The sequence below is a fragment of the Aquitalea sp. FJL05 genome, assembly GCF_003852595.1.
GTDB lineage: Bacteria > Pseudomonadota > Gammaproteobacteria > Burkholderiales > Chromobacteriaceae > Aquitalea > Aquitalea aquatilis.
On sequence record NZ_QAJS01000009.1, the window covers coordinates 159,210 to 175,021 of the forward strand.

Genomic DNA, 15,812 nt, shown 5'->3' on the forward strand with positions numbered 1-15,812 from the left:
TCCTTGAGGCAGGATAAGAAATTCCACTCGGCAAGGCCCACGCCCCGCCGCTGTCGATTTAAGATGAAAGCATTGCGCGAGGAGAACCGACATGCACCCTGCACGCTGCCCGCCAGCCAGCGAGGCCGTTGATTTGTTGCAGCTGCCGAATGTCGGACCAGCCATGGCAGCGGATTTTCACTTGCTGGGGCACGACAACCCGCAGTCGTTGCGTCAGGCAGACCCCTATTTGCTTTACCAGGCCCTGTGCCAGCAAAGCGGTAAGCGGCATGATCCTTGCGTGCTGGATGTTTTCATCGCGGTCACCCATTACCTGCAGCAGGATCAGGCCCTGCCGTGGTGGCACTTCACGGCACAGCGCAAGGCGGAGCTTGCCTCCCGGGCTGTCGGGCCTGCCTGGCCGCTTGTACAATAGGCAGTCATGATGATGAACTCTTCTGTTCCCTTGGCCGATGCGTCGGTGCTGGCCTGCCACGAATGCGATCTGCTGCAGACCGCACCTGCACATGCCGCCCATGGCGTTTGCTGTGCCCGCTGTGGTTGCCGCCTGCTGCCTGGCCCTGGCTATCAGCCTGCCACTTCGCTGGCGCTGGTCGTGGCCGGTCTGCTGGTATTCGTGCTGGCCAATGTCTTTCCCGTGGTCGGGCTGGAGGCCGGCGGCGTGCGTACCGCCACTACCTTGCTCGGCACTGCCTGGCAGCTATCCCAGCAGCAAATGCAGCCGGTGGCCTTGCTGGTCTTGCTGACTGGCGTGTTGCTGCCGGGGCTGGAGCTGCTCTGCCTGCTCTATCTGTTGCTGCCGCTATCGCTGGGGCGTGCGCCGCGTGGCTTTGCTGCCGTGATGCGGCTGGTGCGCATTCTGCATCCCTGGGGCATGGTGGAGGTCTTTCTGCTGGGCGTGCTGGTGTCGCTGGTCAAGCTGGCCCACATGGCGGCAGTGCATCCCGGCATCGGCCTGTGGTCGTTTTTCGCACTGATTCTGCTGCTGGCGGGCAGCGCCAGCCGCTTTGATGCTGGCTTGCTATGGGAGCGCTATCAGGCATGCCGCGCTACCCGCTGAAGACCGCCGCCCGCCACGGTTTGTGGAGCTGTCACGGTTGCAGTCTGTTATGCCGCCTGCCGGCTGCGGCGCAACAGGCTGCCTGGCATTGTCCGCGCTGTGGCGCAGCGTTGCACCCGCGCAAGCCGCACAGCCTGCAATACGCCTGGGCCTTCCTGATTGCCGCGGTGATCTGCTATATCCCGGCCAATCTCATGCCCATCATGCTGACCGAGATGCTGTCCGGCACCCAGCGCGACACCATCATGAGCGGGGTGGTGTATCTGTGGCAGGGCGGCTCCTGGCCGCTGGCGCTGGTGGTGTTCATTGCCAGTGTGCTGGTGCCTTTGCTGAAGATACTGTCCATGCTGCTGCTCTTGCTCACCGTGCACTGGCGCTCGCGCTGGGCACCACGCCAGCGTACCCGCTTGTACCGCTTGCTGGAGGTGGTGGGGCCGTGGTCGATGCTGGATATTTATGTTGTTGGCCTGCTGGTGGCGCTGGTGCAGTTGCAGTCGCTGGCCACCATCAAGGCCGGGCCGGGGGCGATTGCCTTTGGTGCCGTCGTGGTACTGACCATGCTGTCGGCCATGCATTTTGATCCCAGACTGATCTGGGATGTTTTCGAGGATGATGATGAGTGACAAGCACACACCGCAGACCGGGAATGACGGTCTGCCTGCCCAGGCTGATGCCGTGCCGCTGGCGGTAGCCGACAGCAGCCGCCCCAGCCGTTGGTCGCCCTCGCTGGTCTGGCTGATTCCGCTGGTGGCTGCCTTGATTGGTGGCTATCTGGCGGTACAGGCTGTCCTGTCGCGCGGCCCGACCATTACCATTACCTTCCGTAGTGGCGAAGGGCTGGAGGCCGGCAAGACCCGCATCAAGTACAAGGATGTGGAAATCGGCGAAGTGACGGCTGTGCGCATCAGCCCGGATAGCAAGAATATCGAGGCCACGGCCCAGCTGAGCAAGGAAGCCGAGCGCTTTCTGGCCCACGACAGCCGTTTCTGGATCGTGCGGCCGCGTATCGCCGGTGGCAGCGTATCCGGCCTGGGAACGCTGTTGTCCGGCGCCTATGTCGGCATGGATGCCGGCAAGAGCAGCGAGATGAGCCAGCACTTTACCGGGCTGGAAGTGCCGCCGATTCTCACCGGCGATCTGCCCGGCCGCCAGTTTGTCCTTAAGGCCACGGAGCTGGGTTCGCTGGACATTGGCGCGCCAGTCTATTTCCGGCGGGTGCCGGTGGGGCAGGTGGTGGCTTACCAGTTGGGCAAGCAGGGCCGCAATGTCGACATCACGGTATTCATCAATGCGCCGTATGATCACTTTGTCACCGAAGACAGCCGTTTCTGGCACGCCAGCGGGGTTGATCTGTCGGTCTCTGCCAATGGTCTGAAAGTGAATACCCAGTCGCTCAGCGCCATCATGCTGGGCGGGGTGGCATTCGAAACCCCGGCCAGCGTGCAAGAAGGCAAGCCGGCCGCGGCCAGTAGCGCCTTCTCCTTGTCCAATACCCGCGAACAGGCGATGCAGGCACCCGATCACGAGGTGGTGCCGCTGCGGCTGAAATTCCAGCAATCGGTACGTGGCCTCACCGTGGGTGCACCGGTGGACTTCCGTGGCATCGTGATTGGTGAGGTGACCAGCATCGGCATGGAATACGACGCGCCACGCAAAGACTTCAACATGCTGGTGGATATCCGCATCTATCCCAGCCGTTTGCTGAGCATGTCGCGCAACCTGGACGAAACCAGGCTGCATCAGCTGAAACTGGACAAGATGGTGGAGCACGGCATGCGGGCGCAATTGCGCTCCGGCAGCCTGCTGACCGGCCAGCTGTACGTGGCGCTGGATTTCTTCCGCGATGCCCGCCCGGCCCTGCTGGGCCGCAGCCAGGGCATGGATGTGCTGCCCACCATTCCGGGCGATCTGGAAGAACTGCAAGGCGTGCTGCAGCGCATTGCCCGCAAGCTGGACAAGGTACCGTTCGACAGCATCGGCAAGGAGCTGGACAGCACCATCAAGGAGCTGCATGCCACACTGACCACCACCCGCCAGCTGGGTGAAAGCCTGGATGGCAAGGTGGTCCCGCAAACCCTGCAGACCTTGCAGCAGCTGCAGCGCACGCTGGATGCCGCTGGCCAGACCTTGCAAGCCAATTCGCCTTTGCAGCAGGACGTGCGCAAGGCCGCGCAGGAAGTCAGCGACACCGCCCGCAGCTTCCGCGCGCTGAGTGATTATCTGGATCGCCACCCGGAAGCGCTGATCCGTGGCAAGCAGGAAAACAAACCATGAGCAACAACACCCTTATCCGCAGCGCAACTGGCCTGCTGTTGGCGCTGCTACTGGCTGCCTGCAGCTCGGCGCCGCTGCGTTACCACCAGTTGCAGGCCGGCCTGCCGGCACAGGGGCAGCCGCAGGCCGGAGCAGTGATCCTGGTTGAAGCGGTCAGCCTGCCCGCCAGTGTGGACCGGCCGCAATTGCTGCTGGAAGACCGTCAGGGGCAGCCGCAGATCCAGGAGCGTGACTACTGGACGGCCAGCCTGTCCCGCTTGTTGACACAGGCGCTGGCGCTCAATCTGTCGCGCCGGCTTGGCCTGTCTGGTGTCTACGCCGCGCCGCAACTCAGCCTGGCACGGGCAGATCTGACATTGCAGCTGGACGTGCGCGAGTTCCGCTTGCAGCCGGGGCAGGGCGCATTGCTGACTGCCGCCTGGCGTATTGCCCGGCATGGTCAGGCTGCACCGGTACTGCAAGGTTATTTCAGCCAGCGCCAGGCCGTGGCCGGTAGCGAACAGGCGGCCTTGGTGGCGGCACAGCAAGTATTGCTGGATGGCATGAGCAGCCAGATCGCCGAAGCCCTGGCCGCCCACCCGGACTGGTTGCGCCCGGCCGCAGGCTAGCCCTGGCGTAGCGGCGGCCGGCGCTGGAACCAGGGCTGAGCCTGTTCCAGTTGCGCTGCCAGTTGCAGCAGCAGGGCCTCCTTGCCATAAGCCGCCGCCATCTGGGTGCCGATGGGCAGATTGGCTTCATTCCAGAACAGGGGCACGCTCATCGCGGGCTGGCCGCTCATATTGAAGGGAATGGTCCAGCCGATGTACTCCATCAGCTTGCGCGAGTGCTCGGGTACCAAGCGACTCAGTTTCAGCGTCCAGTCCCAGCCCAGATGACCCAGCAGCAGGGTGGACAGTGATTGTTCAAAGCGCGAGGTGGCCAGTGCGCCGATGGCTGCCGGCGGCTGATTCAGCACCGGCGTCACCAGTACATCGTAGCGTTGATGGAATGCCTGCATGATGCGGCCCTGGCGCAAGGCAAAGTCGCGCATCCAGGCAAACTCTCCCGCCGACAGCAGCTCGCCGTAACGGGCCAGCGTCCAGCTGTCGGCTTCGACCAGACGGAAATCAGCCTTGCGCCCGCATAGCCGCTGACTGTTGCGCATCAAGCAGGCCAGTTCGCCGCAAATCATCACCAGCATGGCGTGACACATTTCATCGGCACTGCCCAGTTGCGGGTGGGCTTCTTCCACTTCATGCCCCAGATCGCGCAGCAGGTGCAGGCTGTGGCTGAGTGCAGCCTCGCCATCGGTATGCAGTTTGCCGCCCAGAAACGGCTGGCGGGTAAAGGCAATGCGCAGCTTGCCGATGGGTTGTTGCAGGCTGGCCAGAAAAGAGGATTCTGGCGGCGGACAGTGATAGGCATCGCCTGCATCAAAGCCCTTGCACAGGATGTCCAGCATGGCGGCGCTGTCGCGCACGCTGCGGGTCAGGGCGTGTTCGCTGGCATAGCCCTGCCACAACTCCGACTGGTGAGGGCCGCAAGGGGAGCGGCCACGGCTGGGTTTCAGGCCGAACAGTCCGCAATTGGATGCCGGGATGCGGATGGAGCCGCCGCCATCGCCACCATGGGCAATGGGTACCATCCCGCTGGCCACGGCTGCCGCCGAGCCACCGCTGGAGCCACCACACGTCCGGCTGGTATCCCAGGGATTGCGAGTGGCACCGCTGAGCCTGGATTCGGTATAAGGATAGAGACCGAATTCCGGCGTGGTGGTCTTGCCAGCGAAAATCAGCCCGGCCTGGCGGTAGCGACGGATCAGCTCACTATCCTGGGTGGCGACATGGTCCTGGAACAATCGGCTGCCGCTGCGGGTAGGGCAGCCCTGGATGTCTGCCTGCAAGTCCTTGATCAGGATAGGCAGACCGGCCAAGGGGCTGGCACCAGCGTGTTGCGGCTGGCTGCTGGCTTGTGCGTCCAGGCGCAGCAGCACGGCATTGACTGCTGGATTGTGCAGATCCATCCGCTCCTGGGCGGCCCGCAACAAATCAGCACTGTTGATCTCGCCCTTGGCCAGCAGGGCGGCCAGCGCGATGCCGTCGTGGTTTTCGTATTCGGGGAAAAAAGCCATGGAGATCACCGGGCTATGCAATCCCGATAGCATAGCCTCTTCTGGTGCAAGCTCCAATACGGCTTGGTAGGTGTGGATTGCGCATGAATTTATTTATGTGAAATAAAAATTCATTTATTTGAAAAAATAAGGTTTATTGAGCTTTTTAAATTATTTAATTGGCAATAATGTTTAAGTGGCTTTGGGTAAAATTTCTGCCGTCACCCATTTCGCTATGTCATCATGTCCCGTTCAAGTCCCCAGTCTTCCCGCACCGCTTATCTGCTGCTGGTACTGACCATGCTGCTGTGGTCGACCAACTTTGTCATTGCCCGCGCCATTCATGGTCAGATCGGTCCCTTCGGCTTGGCCTTTGGCCGCTGGGCGACTGCCTTGCTCTGCCTGCTGCCTTTCGGGCTACCGCGCCTGGCCCGCGCCTGGCCTCTGTTGAGGCAGCAGTGGCAAAAGCTGCTGTTGCTGGGGGTGTTCGGTATCGGGCTGACCAATACGCTGGTCTATGTTGCGGTACGTAGCACCACCGCCACCAATGCCGTCATTCTCAATAGCGCCACGCCGATGATGGTGCTGGTACTGGGCTCCCTGTATTTCCGGCAGCGGCTGAGTCGGCGTCAGTGGGGTGGCATGGGCCTGGCACTGGCAGGGGCCTTGCTGATCGTACTCAAAGGCAATCTGCTGGGCATGAGTCATTTCCAGTTCAGTAGCGGCGACCTGCTGGTGCTGGCTGCCGGGCTGTGCTGGGCGGTGTATACGCTTGGTTTGCGTACGCTATTGCCCGGGCTGGACCCGCTGGTCATGATGATGGTGCTGCTGCTGGTGGGCGAGGTGCTACTGCTGCCGGCTTTTGTGGCGGAAACCTGGCAGGCCGGCGGCTTTCATCTGCTGTCCGGCTCCGTCATGGGCTGCTTGCTGTATCTGGGCATTTTCCCTTCGGTGCTGGCCTTCCTGATGTATAACCGCGCCATTGCCCAGGTGGGTGCGGCCAAGGCCGCTGCTTTTCTCTATCTGATGCCGGCCTTCGGTGCGCTGCAGTCCATCCTGCTGCTGGGTGAGGATTTGCGCTGGTATCATGTGGCTGGCTTGGCTGCAATTTTTTCCGGCATTGTGCTTGGCTCGCTCAGCCGTCGTGCTCTTGTTGCTGCCGCTCACCAGCCGGCAAAGCTGTCGGCCGCCAAATAATGTGGTTTTGACTACGGATTTTTACGGATGGTTAAAAGTGTAAACAGCGACTAAAGTTAGCTCTGTTGGCAGTGCCCGTACTTATTGGATCTCCTGTAGTACCTGCCAACCTTATTTTTGCTTGTTGTTGAAGTACCTCTGGCTTTTGTTCCTCTTCAGTATTGGCTATAGCTCGGCCCGGTGAATCCTCCCCGACTCACCGGGCATTTTCTTGTCTGCCGTTCTCCCTGATTTTACTTTTTCACTGCCGTACTCGATGTCGGAATGACATCGCCGCCAGCGCCCTGCCGTGGCGGTAGTCGCCTGAATCCGCGTAAATCATGGTCAGTCGGCGGTCTATCCCCTACAATGGCGGCAGATCAACAGCGGCTGTGCCGATGGCGGCATGCAGCGGACGGGAATGGCCCGTGGCGGCATGACACCCGGCGCTACCCGCTTTTTTTATTACAGGATTATCCAATGGAACCCGTGCGCCTTTCCAAGCGTATGGCCGAGCTGGGCATCTGTTCCCGTCGCGAGGCGGACAGCTATATCGAGCAAGGCTGGGTCAAGGTAGACGGCGAAGTGGCCGTGCTTGGCCAGAAAGTGCTGCCGCACAACACCATCGAAGTACTGAAGAAGGCGCAGGATGCGCAATCTTCCCGTGTCACCATTCTGCTGAACAAGCCGATGGGCTATGTCTCCGGTCAGGCCGAAAAGGGTTATCAACCGGCGGTGACGCTGGTGAAGCCCGACAATCACTGGACGGAAGACCCGAGCAAGAAACGCTTCATTCCTGCCCATCTGCGCGGCCTGGCCCCGGCCGGGCGGCTGGATATCGATTCGGTCGGCCTGCTGGTGCTGACACAGGATGGTCGTGTCGCCAAGCACATCATCGGCGAGAACTCCGAGGTGGAAAAGGAATACCTGGTTCGTGTGACCGGTGAGCTGGACGAGCGTGGCCTGGCACTGCTCAATCATGGCCTGTCGCTGGATGGCGAGGCGCTGAAGCCGGCGGAAGTTGCCTGGCAGAACGAAGACCAGTTGCGCTTTGTCCTGCGCGAAGGCAAGAAGCGCCAGATCCGCCGCATGTGCGAGCTGGTGGGCTTGCGTGTGGTGGGGCTGAAGCGTATCCGTATCGGCACCATCAAGCTGGGCAATCTGCCGACCGGGCAATGGCGTTACCTGCGTGACGACGAGATGTTCTGAGCGGCGGCATGTCTCGGGCAAACACGGCGACTGATGGTCGCCGTTTTGCATGGTGGCGGCTGACTTGGATTTGTAAGGCGGGCATGACATCATCACCGTCATGAACGCCTATCTCATTCCCCTGCTGTTGTTGTTGGCCGCTGTGGTGCTGGCCTGCTGTTTTCCTTCTGCTACCGGTCAGTACATGGTCCGGGTCTATTTGCGGCTGGCCGGCTTTCGCAGCCGTCATTTGCTGCTGGAGCAGGGCGAGCTGGCCTTTCTGGAGGGCGGGCAGGGCAGCAGCGTGCTGCTGATTCACGGTTTTGGCGGTGATGGCTCGGCCAGCTGGGGGCGGGTGATGGCCGGGCTGATCCGGCGTCACCATGTGCTGGTGCCGGACTTGCTGTGGTTCGGCCGCAGCCATGCGGCTGGTGAACCTTCGTTGATGGCGCAGGCCGATGCACTGGAGGCGTTGATTCGTGCGCGCATCACCGGCCCCGTGCAACTGGTGGGCTTGTCCTACGGTGGTTTTGTTGCGTTGGAACTGGCGCGGCGTTTGCCGCAGCAGGTATCGCAGCTGGTGATCATGGCCTCGCCCGGCATGGTGTATACCCCGGAAGATCAGCAAGACTTGCTGCTACGTGCCCAGGTGGCATCGGCCGCGCAGCTGTTCGTACCGGACGACCCGCAGGGCGTGGCGCGCATGATGGCGATGGTGGGCAGTCCGCTGGCACGCGCTCCACAGTTCTTGCTCAAGGATGTCTGGCAATTCTATTACCGTGACCGCGCGCCGCAGCTGCGCGCGCTGATGCAGGAGCTGGCCACGCGCCAGCAACAGCATCTGGAGCGCTACTCCCTGCCGCTGGCGATGCCGGTTGCCGTGATTTGGGGGTCGCAAGACGAAATTTTCCCGCTGGACATTGGTCAGCGCTTGGCGCTCTTGCTGGATGCGCCACTGATTACCATCGATGGCGGCACCCATGTGTTGCCGGTGGTGTTCGCCGTGCAGACGCTAACGGCCCTGCAAGACATTTTGCAAGGCCGTTCGCCACAAGTTTGATGCTGCGCTACAGCAGGCCGGTAAAAAACGGGCATGCTGTAGCTCGGGCCTGTTAACACTATGTTTTCTGCGGCGCAGGCCCTAGGCCGTTCTGCTCGGCCTGCGGTGTTGGGTGGGCTGATTTTCTGGCTGCCAGTGCCGTTTCTTCCCGCCTTTGCCTAAGCAGGCAAACACCCTGAATGCGCGGGGCCATGAAAATAATTTGGGATAGCTGGCCATCATTGGGACTGCTGTCTTTTGTGAAGGGAGTAGGCCGATGTTCGACTGGCTATGGCAAAAACTGGAGCTGGATTCGGCATCCCGGCAGCGCAAGGCCACCTTGTTGCAGGCTATTGAAGCCGTGGTGGATGGCAGCGATGCCCGTCTGCGCCTGTTGTCTGCTTATCAGCAACGCTTGCTACCCGGCATGCAGCGCTCGCTGGATTATCTGGCAAGCCTACCCTGGCAGCGTATCGAGCCGGTGGAGTTGTCCTTGCGCGGATTTGCTACTGACCGTCGCCTTGGCCTGCTGTTTTCCAGTCCGCTCAGCCTGTTGCTGTTCCTCAAGAGTAGTGCCGCGCTGGGAGACTTCTTCCTGTCGGCCAGCAAGGGCGATGATGCCTGGGCCATGATGAGCATGAGCCGCAGCGAGACAGCCCGTTTCGGCATGGTCGAGTACAACGGCGAAGTGCGTAGCGATGTGGCACAACTGGTGGTCAGCTTTGATCAGCACCAGTTGATGGACCCGTCGGCCAGCCAGGAAGACTTGCAACAGAACGTCAGTCAGCGCGGGCTGGCGGTGCTGGTGGCCGTCATTGGCCGCCGTCTCAGGTTGCTGCAGCAGATGCGGCTGGACCTGCAAAGCGAGCTGGAGCAGATACAGCTCAAGCTGCTGACCATTGCACGGGGCGGCGGCAAGGTGATTGATGCGACTGGCAATGCCTCTTCCGGCTCGCAAGGCTTGCCGGCTGACGAGGCCGGTTTGCGCCAGCAAGAGGCGGCTTTGCAGCAGCAGTTGCAGCCGCTGGCCGGTCTGGCGGAACTGAGCGGCATACTGGACGTGGTATGCCAGGTGCTGGAGCAGCCGGCAGAGTTTTTCCGTATTGATGCCGAAACCATCTACCTCAACCGCATGGGCGTACGGCATGAGCGGCCGGATGCCGACGACGTGACCGCCCTCAGTTACGAACATGTGGTGCTGGGTCAATTGCAGCCGGTCTCGCGTGCCATCATGCCGGTGCATGTCAATCGCCAGCAATTGCGCGAGCTGGAGCTGCAGTTTGCCGACGAGTTGGCCAGCCTGCAGCAGCAACAGCAACAAAGCGGCTTATTCTGACGCCGTCGTGGCCAGACTGTTGGCAAGTGCACTGAGCAGGGGCCAGATTTCCTCGGCTTGTTCGGTGGCATAAGCCTGATGCTTGCGCTTGATGACTCCCAGCTCCGACAGCAACAGCGTGTGGTCTGCCGTGACGTCGACCCGCTGCAGGCATGCCTGCACGCAGGCCAGTCGGCAGCCATCCAGTGCCAGTATCGGCCTGCCGGATTGTGCCAGCCTGACCAGTGCGGCCACACCTCCCCCTACACCGGCGATGCAGGACATCTCGGCCAATCCTGCGCGGTCCAGACGCAGGGCAAGGTCATTGGCCATCTGCGCTGCACTGGAGCAGCCGGAACAGGCATAGACCAAGGGAAGATTCGGTTTTGTCATGCCCCATTGTGTGATGTGCTGCCCTGCCTGTGGTATTCGCCGCAGGCAGGATGGGCGCTAATCCTTCCGGGGTAGGCGCAGGATGAGCGGCACGGTCATTTCCGCCGCGGTTACCCCACCGTGCTGGCCGGGTAGATAGAGCGGTTTTTCCTGTGGCAGCGTATCGCGAATACTCCAGTCCTCCTTGGCCAGCAGGGTGACCTCACCCATGCGTTGCGCCAGTTGCGGATGCTCAGGGCCTGGGCCGAACGCGCCGCCAGCCAGCAGCTGTTCACTCTCGATCACCCAGCAGGCGTGGCCTATTTGCTGTTGTGCCAGGCTGATGAAGCGCTGCTGCAAACCGGGCTGGAGATGGCAAAACACCGCGCGCCGTTCGCCAGACAAGGGTTGGGCCAGCATGGCGTACAGCGCGGGAAATTCTTCGTCCAGGCTGATCTGCCGCTGACGTGGCGTGTCGATAAAGCCATGATCGGCCGTGGCCAGCAAGACGCAATCAGCCTGGTCGGCAATGGCGGCCAGGCTGGCAAATCCCTGGTCAATCTGCGCGAACAGCTCGCCCACCGCGCTGCTGTGCGTGCCGTGACGGTGCATCAGGCTGTCCAGTTGCGGCAGATACAGATAATGAAAATAGGGTGCTGTTTCTGTTTTCAGGCAGGCAGCCAGCAGTGTGAAAGCCTCGTCCAGGCTGCGATAGCTGCGGCGCTGGGCCGAACCGGCATGGTGCAGGCTGTAGAGGGAGTCGGCAATGTAGTGCGGCTGTAGTATCTGCACCCACCGGCCGAGTTGTGGCAGCAAGGGCGGGCAAACCAGCAGGCGACTGGCCAGTTCCTGTGGCGTAGACCTGCTATTGGCCGGGTGGCGCACGGTGAGTGGCAGTGGCGCGACAATTTCCGCTGGCGTATTGCCGCCGCCATCGCTGTACAGGTGCCAACCCACCAGGCCATGGCTGGCAGGGGACTGGCCGGTCATCAGGCTGGTAATGGCTGCTGCGGTGGTGGCCGGAAAGACTGAGGTCAGCGTGGCAAGCTGATGGTGGTACAGCTGGCTGCGCGGCCCCAGACCGGCCAGCTGCCGTGTGCCCAGCCCGTCGATCAGGATCAATACCACATGGCGGTGCCGGCCAATGCCCGCCAGCCATGGCTGGCAGAGTGCCGGGACGCCGGTTTGTGGGCCGCCCAGTTCGCTGGACAGGCTGGCGGTCAGGTTGAGCAGGCTGCCGCCGTGGTAATCGGGCCAGTGGCTGCCGGGGCAGAGGTTAGAAAGCAAGGAGGGCATGCAAGGCTCGCAAGGCTGCTGAATTTCCCCCAGCTTACAGGCATACTGTGGCCTCTTGAATTCTCTGTTTCCCGCTATGCCTTCATCCGAGCAAAACATATGTCAACGCTGCGGGGCCTGTTGCGCTGCATTCCGTGTCAGCTTTCATCATTCCGAACTGGATAGTGAACCGGGTGGTCGGGTGCCTGCGCGGCTGGCCGATGAGGAAACCCGCAGCACGGTACGCATGCGTGGCACCGATTATGCCCGCCCGCGCTGCATTGCCCTGATCGGCAAGGTGGGTGAGTCGGTTAGCTGTGGCATTTACAGTGAGCGACCATCCCCCTGCCGTGAATTCGGTGCGCGTGCCAGCATCGGCGTATATGAAGAAGCGTGTAATCGGGCGCGTGCCCAGCATGGCTTGCCGCCACTGCAACTGGACTGAAGGCCGGTTATATTGCGCTGGGAAATTTCCCGGTCCCATCTATGCTGAAGAAACCTTCCAGACAGTATTGCAGAGTGGATTGTCTGGCGGTGTGAAGTCTCCACCTCGGTCAGCCAGCAGGGCGGTTGACCGAACCTGCCCCGGCCAGAGTGCCGGGGTTTTTTTGTGGGTGGCCACCCATGAAGAAACCGGGCTGTGCGCCCGGTTTCTTGGTATGGCAAGTCAGGTTTTGCTGCTTACGGACGTTCTACCGCCAGTGCAACACCCATGCCGCCGCCGATACACAGGGTAGCCAGGCCTTTCTTGGCATCGCGACGCTGCATTTCGTGCAGCAAGGTCACCAGTACGCGGCAGCCGGAGGCACCAATCGGGTGGCCCAGTGCAATGGCGCCGCCATTGACGTTGACCTTGTCGGCAGACCAGCCCAGTTCACGGGCGACGCCCAGTGCCTGTGCGGCAAAGGCTTCGTTGGCTTCTACCAGATCCAGCTGCTCTACCGTCCAGCCGGCTTTTTCCACAGCCTTGCGGGTGGCGGCAACCGGGCCGATACCCATGATTTCCGGGGCGCAGCCGGTGAGGGCGTAGCCACGAATCACGGCCAGCGGCTTCAGGCCCAGTTGGTCGGCCTTGGCTGCAGTCATCAGCATGACGGCGGCCGCGCCATCATTGATGCCGGAGGCGTTGCCGGCGGTCACGGTGCCATCTTTCTTGAAGGCCGGGCGCAGCTTGGCCAGCGTTTCGGCCGTGGTGCCGACCTTGATGTATTCGTCGGCATCGACTGCTACCGGATCGCCCTTGCGCTGCGGCACCAGGACCGGAACGATTTCATCCTTGAACTTGCCGGCTTTCTGAGCAGCTTCAGCGCGGTTTTGCGAGGCCAGTGCCAGTGCATCCTGTTCTTCGCGGCTGATACCGTATTTTTCGGCCACGTTTTCGGCGGTGATGCCCATGTGGTACTGGTTGTAGGCATCGGTCAGGCCGTCAGCCACCATGGTGTCCACCAATTGGGCATTGCCCATGCGGAAGCCGTCACGCGAGCCCGGCAGGATGTGCGGCGACAGCGACATGCTTTCCTGGCCACCGGCAATCACGATTTCGGCATCGCCATTGGCAATGGCCTGGGCTGCCAGATGCACGGCGCGCAGGCCGGAGCCACATACCACATTGAGGGTGGACGCCGGAGTGGAGATGGGCAGGCCAGCCTTGATCAGGGCCTGGCGGGCCGGGTTCTGGCCGGCACCGGCGGTGAGTACCTGACCCAGAATCACTTCGCTGACGTCTTCCGGCTTGACGCCGGTCTGGGCCAGCAGGCCCTTGATGACGGTCGCGCCCAGTTCCGGAGCCGGAACCTTGGCCAGTGCACCACCAAAGCTGCCTACGGCAGTACGCAGGGCTGCAACAATTACGACATCTTGCATAGTTAATTCTCCGTTATGGTTTTGGGGTGGCCCCTGTCTGGAGCCAGTGCCCGGCGTTCATGCGCCGGGCATCAGGTGATTATTGCAGGCTGGCTACCGTGCTGGGCATGGCCTTGGCCAGAACGTAAGTGCCAGGTGCTGCGACCAGTGCCGGGAATTCCTTGCTGCCGGCAGTCTTGGGCGCGGCAACCTTTTTGCCGGACTGCGGGGCAAGCCAGTTGTCCCAGTCTTTCCACCAGCTACCCGGGCGGCTTTCCGCACCTTCCAGCCAGGCTTCCGGATCCTCCGGCAGGTTTTCATTCACCCAGTAGTTGCGCTTGTCCTTGGTCACCGGGTTGATGGAGCCGGCGATGTGGCCGGATGCACCCAGCACAAAGCGGCGCGAGGCGGCTCCGGTCAGGTACTTGATGCCGGAGAAGGCCGACTTCCACGGTACGATGTGGTCTTCGCGCGCAGCAAATACATAGAGCGGAATGTCCAGCTTGCTGATGTCGATGGGCACGTCGCACAGGGTGATGGCGTTTTTCTTGACCAGCGCATTGTTCAGGTAGAACTGGCGCAGGAAGAAGGTATGCATCGGCAACGGCAGGTCGACTGCGTCGTTGTTCCAGTACAAGAGGTCGAACGGTGCCGGGGTCTTGCCCATCAGGTAGTTGTTGACTACATAGTTCCACACCAGATCGTTGGCACGCAGGCTGGCAAAAGTACGGCCGATTTCCTTGCCGCTGATGATGCCGCCATGGGCCAGCTTGGCCTCGCGGCTCTGTACCAGCTTGTCATCGATGAAGACCTTGATCTCGCCCGGATCTTCGTGGTCGATCAGCGAGGTCATGAAGGTGGCACTGTCGATCAGCTTGATGCCCCTGGCCTGCATGACGCACAGCGAGGTATTGAGGATGACGCCACCGACACAGAAGCCCAGTGCGTTCATGCTGGGCTGCTTGGTGATTTTCTTCACGGTTTCCGCAGCGGCAATCACACCCTTCTCGATATAGCTTTCCCAGGTGAAATGCTTCATTTCCGGGACGGCAGAACGCCAGCTGATCAGGAATACCTTGTAACCCTGGGCGACAAAGTGACGCACCATGGAGTTGTCCGGCTGCAGGTCCATCAGGTAGTACTTGTTGATGCAGGGCGGTACGATCAGCAGCGGCTTTTCGTACACTTCGCTGGTGGTCGGCGTGTACTGGATCAGTTCGATCAGCTCATTGCGGAACACCACTTCGCCGGGGGTGGTGGCGATATTCTTGCCGATCTCGAACTTGCTTTCGTCCGACATCGAGATATGGCCCTTCTGGAAGTCATCGGCCATGTTCTTCATGCCTTCCACCAGGCTTTCGCCCTTGGTTTCCAGCGCCCGCTTGATCACTTCCGGGTTGGTCAGCATGAAGTTGGTGGGGGCCATCGCGTCCAGATACTGACGGGTGGCAAAAGCCAGTTTTTCCTTGGATTCTTCTTCCAGCTGGGATTGATCGACCAGCTCGGTCATCCATTTGGATGTCTGCAGATAGCTTTGCTTGAGGAAGCTGTAAAAGGGGTGTTCATTCCATTCCGGGGCGGCGAAGCGGCGGTCACCTGCGGGTGCGGCCGGTGCGGCCGGTGCGGCACCGGCGGCGGGGGCCTTCTGGCCCAGAAACTGCATCCACATATTCATCTGCTGCTGGTACAGATTGGTTTGCATGGCCAGCAGCTGATTGGTGTTGTTCACCATCTGGTTCCAGGCGCCGGAAATCGGATTGGCGGCCGCGTCCAGCGGCATGCCTGCGGTCATCGAATTGACAAACTGCTGCATCCACTGCTGATTGGCCTCGGAGAGGCTGGAGAAGAAGCTCTCCAGGGAAGTGGTCGTGTCCTGAGTCAAGGTAAATCTCCTTAACATGCCGTGAGAGGTGGATGGATACGTCCTGCCCGGGTCGGTCGGGGTGTGCCGCCGCCAGGGGGTACTCGCTGACTGTAACAGGACTGTATGACATTTTCACCGGGTGAAGGTAGGCCGGATGGAAAAAATCCACAGCGAGGGAAGGGCTGTTGCGGCAATGCACAAATCATGTCCATGTCCTTAACCCAATTGCCGTAAAACATAACCCCCGGTTACCGCCGCCGACTGTACCGGCAGAAACGACAAAGTGCTGCATGCTAACAGAGTACACAGCGTAAATGA

15 protein-coding genes are annotated in these 15,812 nt (G+C 61.2%); 10 read left to right on the plus strand and 5 right to left on the minus strand.

The genetic code is table 11. The features are described 5' to 3' along the window. The first annotated feature begins 91 nt into the window (after positions 1-91). From DBR44_RS08825 to DBR44_RS08845, 5 genes are read left to right on the plus strand one after another with little or no spacing between them, the layout of a single operon-like run. Positions 92-415: a helix-hairpin-helix domain-containing protein gene (locus tag DBR44_RS08825; RefSeq protein WP_124643709.1), complete on the plus strand. Its 324-nt coding sequence runs from the start codon at positions 92-94 to the stop codon at positions 413-415. 12 nt (positions 416-427) lie between these two features. Beyond that, a complete protein-coding gene (locus DBR44_RS08830; protein ID WP_233578436.1) occupies positions 428-1,060 on the plus strand; it encodes a paraquat-inducible protein A in 633 nt (210 codons plus the stop codon). Further along, positions 1,042-1,683: a paraquat-inducible protein A gene (locus tag DBR44_RS08835; protein ID WP_124643711.1), complete on the plus strand. Its 642-nt coding sequence runs from the start codon at positions 1,042-1,044 to the stop codon at positions 1,681-1,683. The genes DBR44_RS08830 and DBR44_RS08835 overlap by 19 nt, the downstream gene beginning before the upstream one ends. Then, positions 1,676-3,334, plus strand: coding sequence for an intermembrane transport protein PqiB (locus DBR44_RS08840; protein WP_124643712.1), 1,659 nt, complete (start codon positions 1,676-1,678; stop codon positions 3,332-3,334). Before DBR44_RS08835 ends, DBR44_RS08840 begins: the two co-directional genes overlap by 8 nt. Further along, complete coding sequence (locus DBR44_RS08845) at positions 3,331-3,942, plus strand: membrane integrity-associated transporter subunit PqiC (RefSeq protein WP_124643713.1); 612 nt, start codon at positions 3,331-3,333, stop codon at positions 3,940-3,942. Before DBR44_RS08840 ends, DBR44_RS08845 begins: the two co-directional genes overlap by 4 nt. On the opposite strand, the gene DBR44_RS08850 is transcribed toward DBR44_RS08845, so the two are convergent. Then, a complete protein-coding gene (locus DBR44_RS08850; RefSeq protein ID WP_124643714.1) occupies positions 3,939-5,444 on the minus strand; it encodes an amidase in 1,506 nt (501 codons plus the stop codon). The two genes, DBR44_RS08845 and DBR44_RS08850, sit on opposite strands and share 4 nt — an antisense overlap. 222 nt (positions 5,445-5,666) lie before the next feature. Here DBR44_RS08850 and DBR44_RS08855 point away from each other — a divergent pair, with 222 nt between their 5' ends. The 4 genes from DBR44_RS08855 (at position 5,667) to DBR44_RS08870 (ending at position 10,162) form a co-directional block, all read left to right on the plus strand. After that, complete coding sequence (locus tag DBR44_RS08855) at positions 5,667-6,620, plus strand: DMT family transporter (RefSeq protein ID WP_124643715.1); 954 nt, start codon at positions 5,667-5,669, stop codon at positions 6,618-6,620. A 459-nt stretch (positions 6,621-7,079) separates the two neighbouring features. Beyond that, positions 7,080-7,808 carry a pseudouridine synthase gene (locus tag DBR44_RS08860; RefSeq protein WP_124643716.1) on the plus strand — a complete coding sequence of 243 codons (729 nt, stop codon included), beginning with the start codon at positions 7,080-7,082 and terminating at the stop codon, positions 7,806-7,808. A gap of 100 nt (positions 7,809-7,908) precedes the next feature. Then, positions 7,909-8,847: an alpha/beta fold hydrolase gene (locus tag DBR44_RS08865; RefSeq protein ID WP_124643717.1), complete on the plus strand. Its 939-nt coding sequence runs from the start codon at positions 7,909-7,911 to the stop codon at positions 8,845-8,847. 256 nt (positions 8,848-9,103) lie between these two features. Beyond that, positions 9,104-10,162 carry a hypothetical protein gene (locus DBR44_RS08870; protein ID WP_124643718.1) on the plus strand — a complete coding sequence of 353 codons (1,059 nt, stop codon included), beginning with the start codon at positions 9,104-9,106 and terminating at the stop codon, positions 10,160-10,162. On the opposite strand, the gene DBR44_RS08875 is transcribed toward DBR44_RS08870, so the two are convergent. Both DBR44_RS08875 and DBR44_RS08880 read right to left on the minus strand, forming a co-directional pair. Next, complete coding sequence (locus DBR44_RS08875; protein ID WP_124643719.1) at positions 10,154-10,534, minus strand: putative zinc-binding protein; 381 nt, start codon at positions 10,532-10,534, stop codon at positions 10,154-10,156. The genes DBR44_RS08870 and DBR44_RS08875 overlap by 9 nt on opposite strands. 57 nt (positions 10,535-10,591) lie before the next feature. Beyond that, positions 10,592-11,809, minus strand: a complete 1,218-nt coding sequence (locus DBR44_RS08880) for an alkaline phosphatase family protein (protein WP_124643720.1) — start codon at positions 11,807-11,809, stop codon at positions 10,592-10,594. A 76-nt stretch (positions 11,810-11,885) separates the two neighbouring features. Between DBR44_RS08880 and DBR44_RS08885 the strand changes: the two genes are divergently transcribed. Continuing rightward, positions 11,886-12,233 carry a YkgJ family cysteine cluster protein gene (locus DBR44_RS08885; protein WP_124643721.1) on the plus strand — a complete coding sequence of 116 codons (348 nt, stop codon included), beginning with the start codon at positions 11,886-11,888 and terminating at the stop codon, positions 12,231-12,233. Between the two features lie 236 nt (positions 12,234-12,469). On the opposite strand, the gene DBR44_RS08890 is transcribed toward DBR44_RS08885, so the two are convergent. Next, the gene (locus DBR44_RS08890) at positions 12,470-13,651 is read right to left on the minus strand and encodes an acetyl-CoA C-acetyltransferase (protein WP_124643722.1); all 1,182 of its coding nucleotides are present in this window, start codon (positions 13,649-13,651) and stop codon (positions 12,470-12,472) included. A 79-nt stretch (positions 13,652-13,730) separates the two neighbouring features. Beyond that, positions 13,731-15,443 carry a PHA/PHB synthase family protein gene (locus tag DBR44_RS08895; protein ID WP_370449641.1) on the minus strand — a complete coding sequence of 571 codons (1,713 nt, stop codon included), beginning with the start codon at positions 15,441-15,443 and terminating at the stop codon, positions 13,731-13,733. Positions 15,444-15,812 lie beyond the last annotated feature (369 nt).

Coding starts and splice junctions, on each gene's coding strand:
- DBR44_RS08825 (WP_124643709.1), top strand. CDS start 92: ATGCACCCTGCACGCTGCCCGCCAGCCAGCGAGGCCGTTGATTTGTTG.
- DBR44_RS08830 (WP_233578436.1), top strand. CDS start 428: ATGAACTCTTCTGTTCCCTTGGCCGATGCGTCGGTGCTGGCCTGCCAC.
- DBR44_RS08835 (WP_124643711.1), top strand. CDS start 1,042: ATGCCGCGCTACCCGCTGAAGACCGCCGCCCGCCACGGTTTGTGGAGC.
- DBR44_RS08840 (WP_124643712.1), top strand. CDS start 1,676: ATGAGTGACAAGCACACACCGCAGACCGGGAATGACGGTCTGCCTGCC.
- DBR44_RS08845 (WP_124643713.1), top strand. CDS start 3,331: ATGAGCAACAACACCCTTATCCGCAGCGCAACTGGCCTGCTGTTGGCG.
- DBR44_RS08850 (WP_124643714.1), bottom strand. CDS start 5,444: ATGGCTTTTTTCCCCGAATACGAAAACCACGACGGCATCGCGCTGGCC.
- DBR44_RS08855 (WP_124643715.1), top strand. CDS start 5,667: ATGTCCCGTTCAAGTCCCCAGTCTTCCCGCACCGCTTATCTGCTGCTG.
- DBR44_RS08860 (WP_124643716.1), top strand. CDS start 7,080: ATGGAACCCGTGCGCCTTTCCAAGCGTATGGCCGAGCTGGGCATCTGT.
- DBR44_RS08865 (WP_124643717.1), top strand. CDS start 7,909: ATGAACGCCTATCTCATTCCCCTGCTGTTGTTGTTGGCCGCTGTGGTG.
- DBR44_RS08870 (WP_124643718.1), top strand. CDS start 9,104: ATGTTCGACTGGCTATGGCAAAAACTGGAGCTGGATTCGGCATCCCGG.
- DBR44_RS08875 (WP_124643719.1), bottom strand. CDS start 10,534: ATGACAAAACCGAATCTTCCCTTGGTCTATGCCTGTTCCGGCTGCTCC.
- DBR44_RS08880 (WP_124643720.1), bottom strand. CDS start 11,809: ATGCCCTCCTTGCTTTCTAACCTCTGCCCCGGCAGCCACTGGCCCGAT.
- DBR44_RS08885 (WP_124643721.1), top strand. CDS start 11,886: ATGCCTTCATCCGAGCAAAACATATGTCAACGCTGCGGGGCCTGTTGC.
- DBR44_RS08890 (WP_124643722.1), bottom strand. CDS start 13,651: ATGCAAGATGTCGTAATTGTTGCAGCCCTGCGTACTGCCGTAGGCAGC.
- DBR44_RS08895 (WP_370449641.1), bottom strand. CDS start 15,443: ATGCAGCAGTTTGTCAATTCGATGACCGCAGGCATGCCGCTGGACGCG.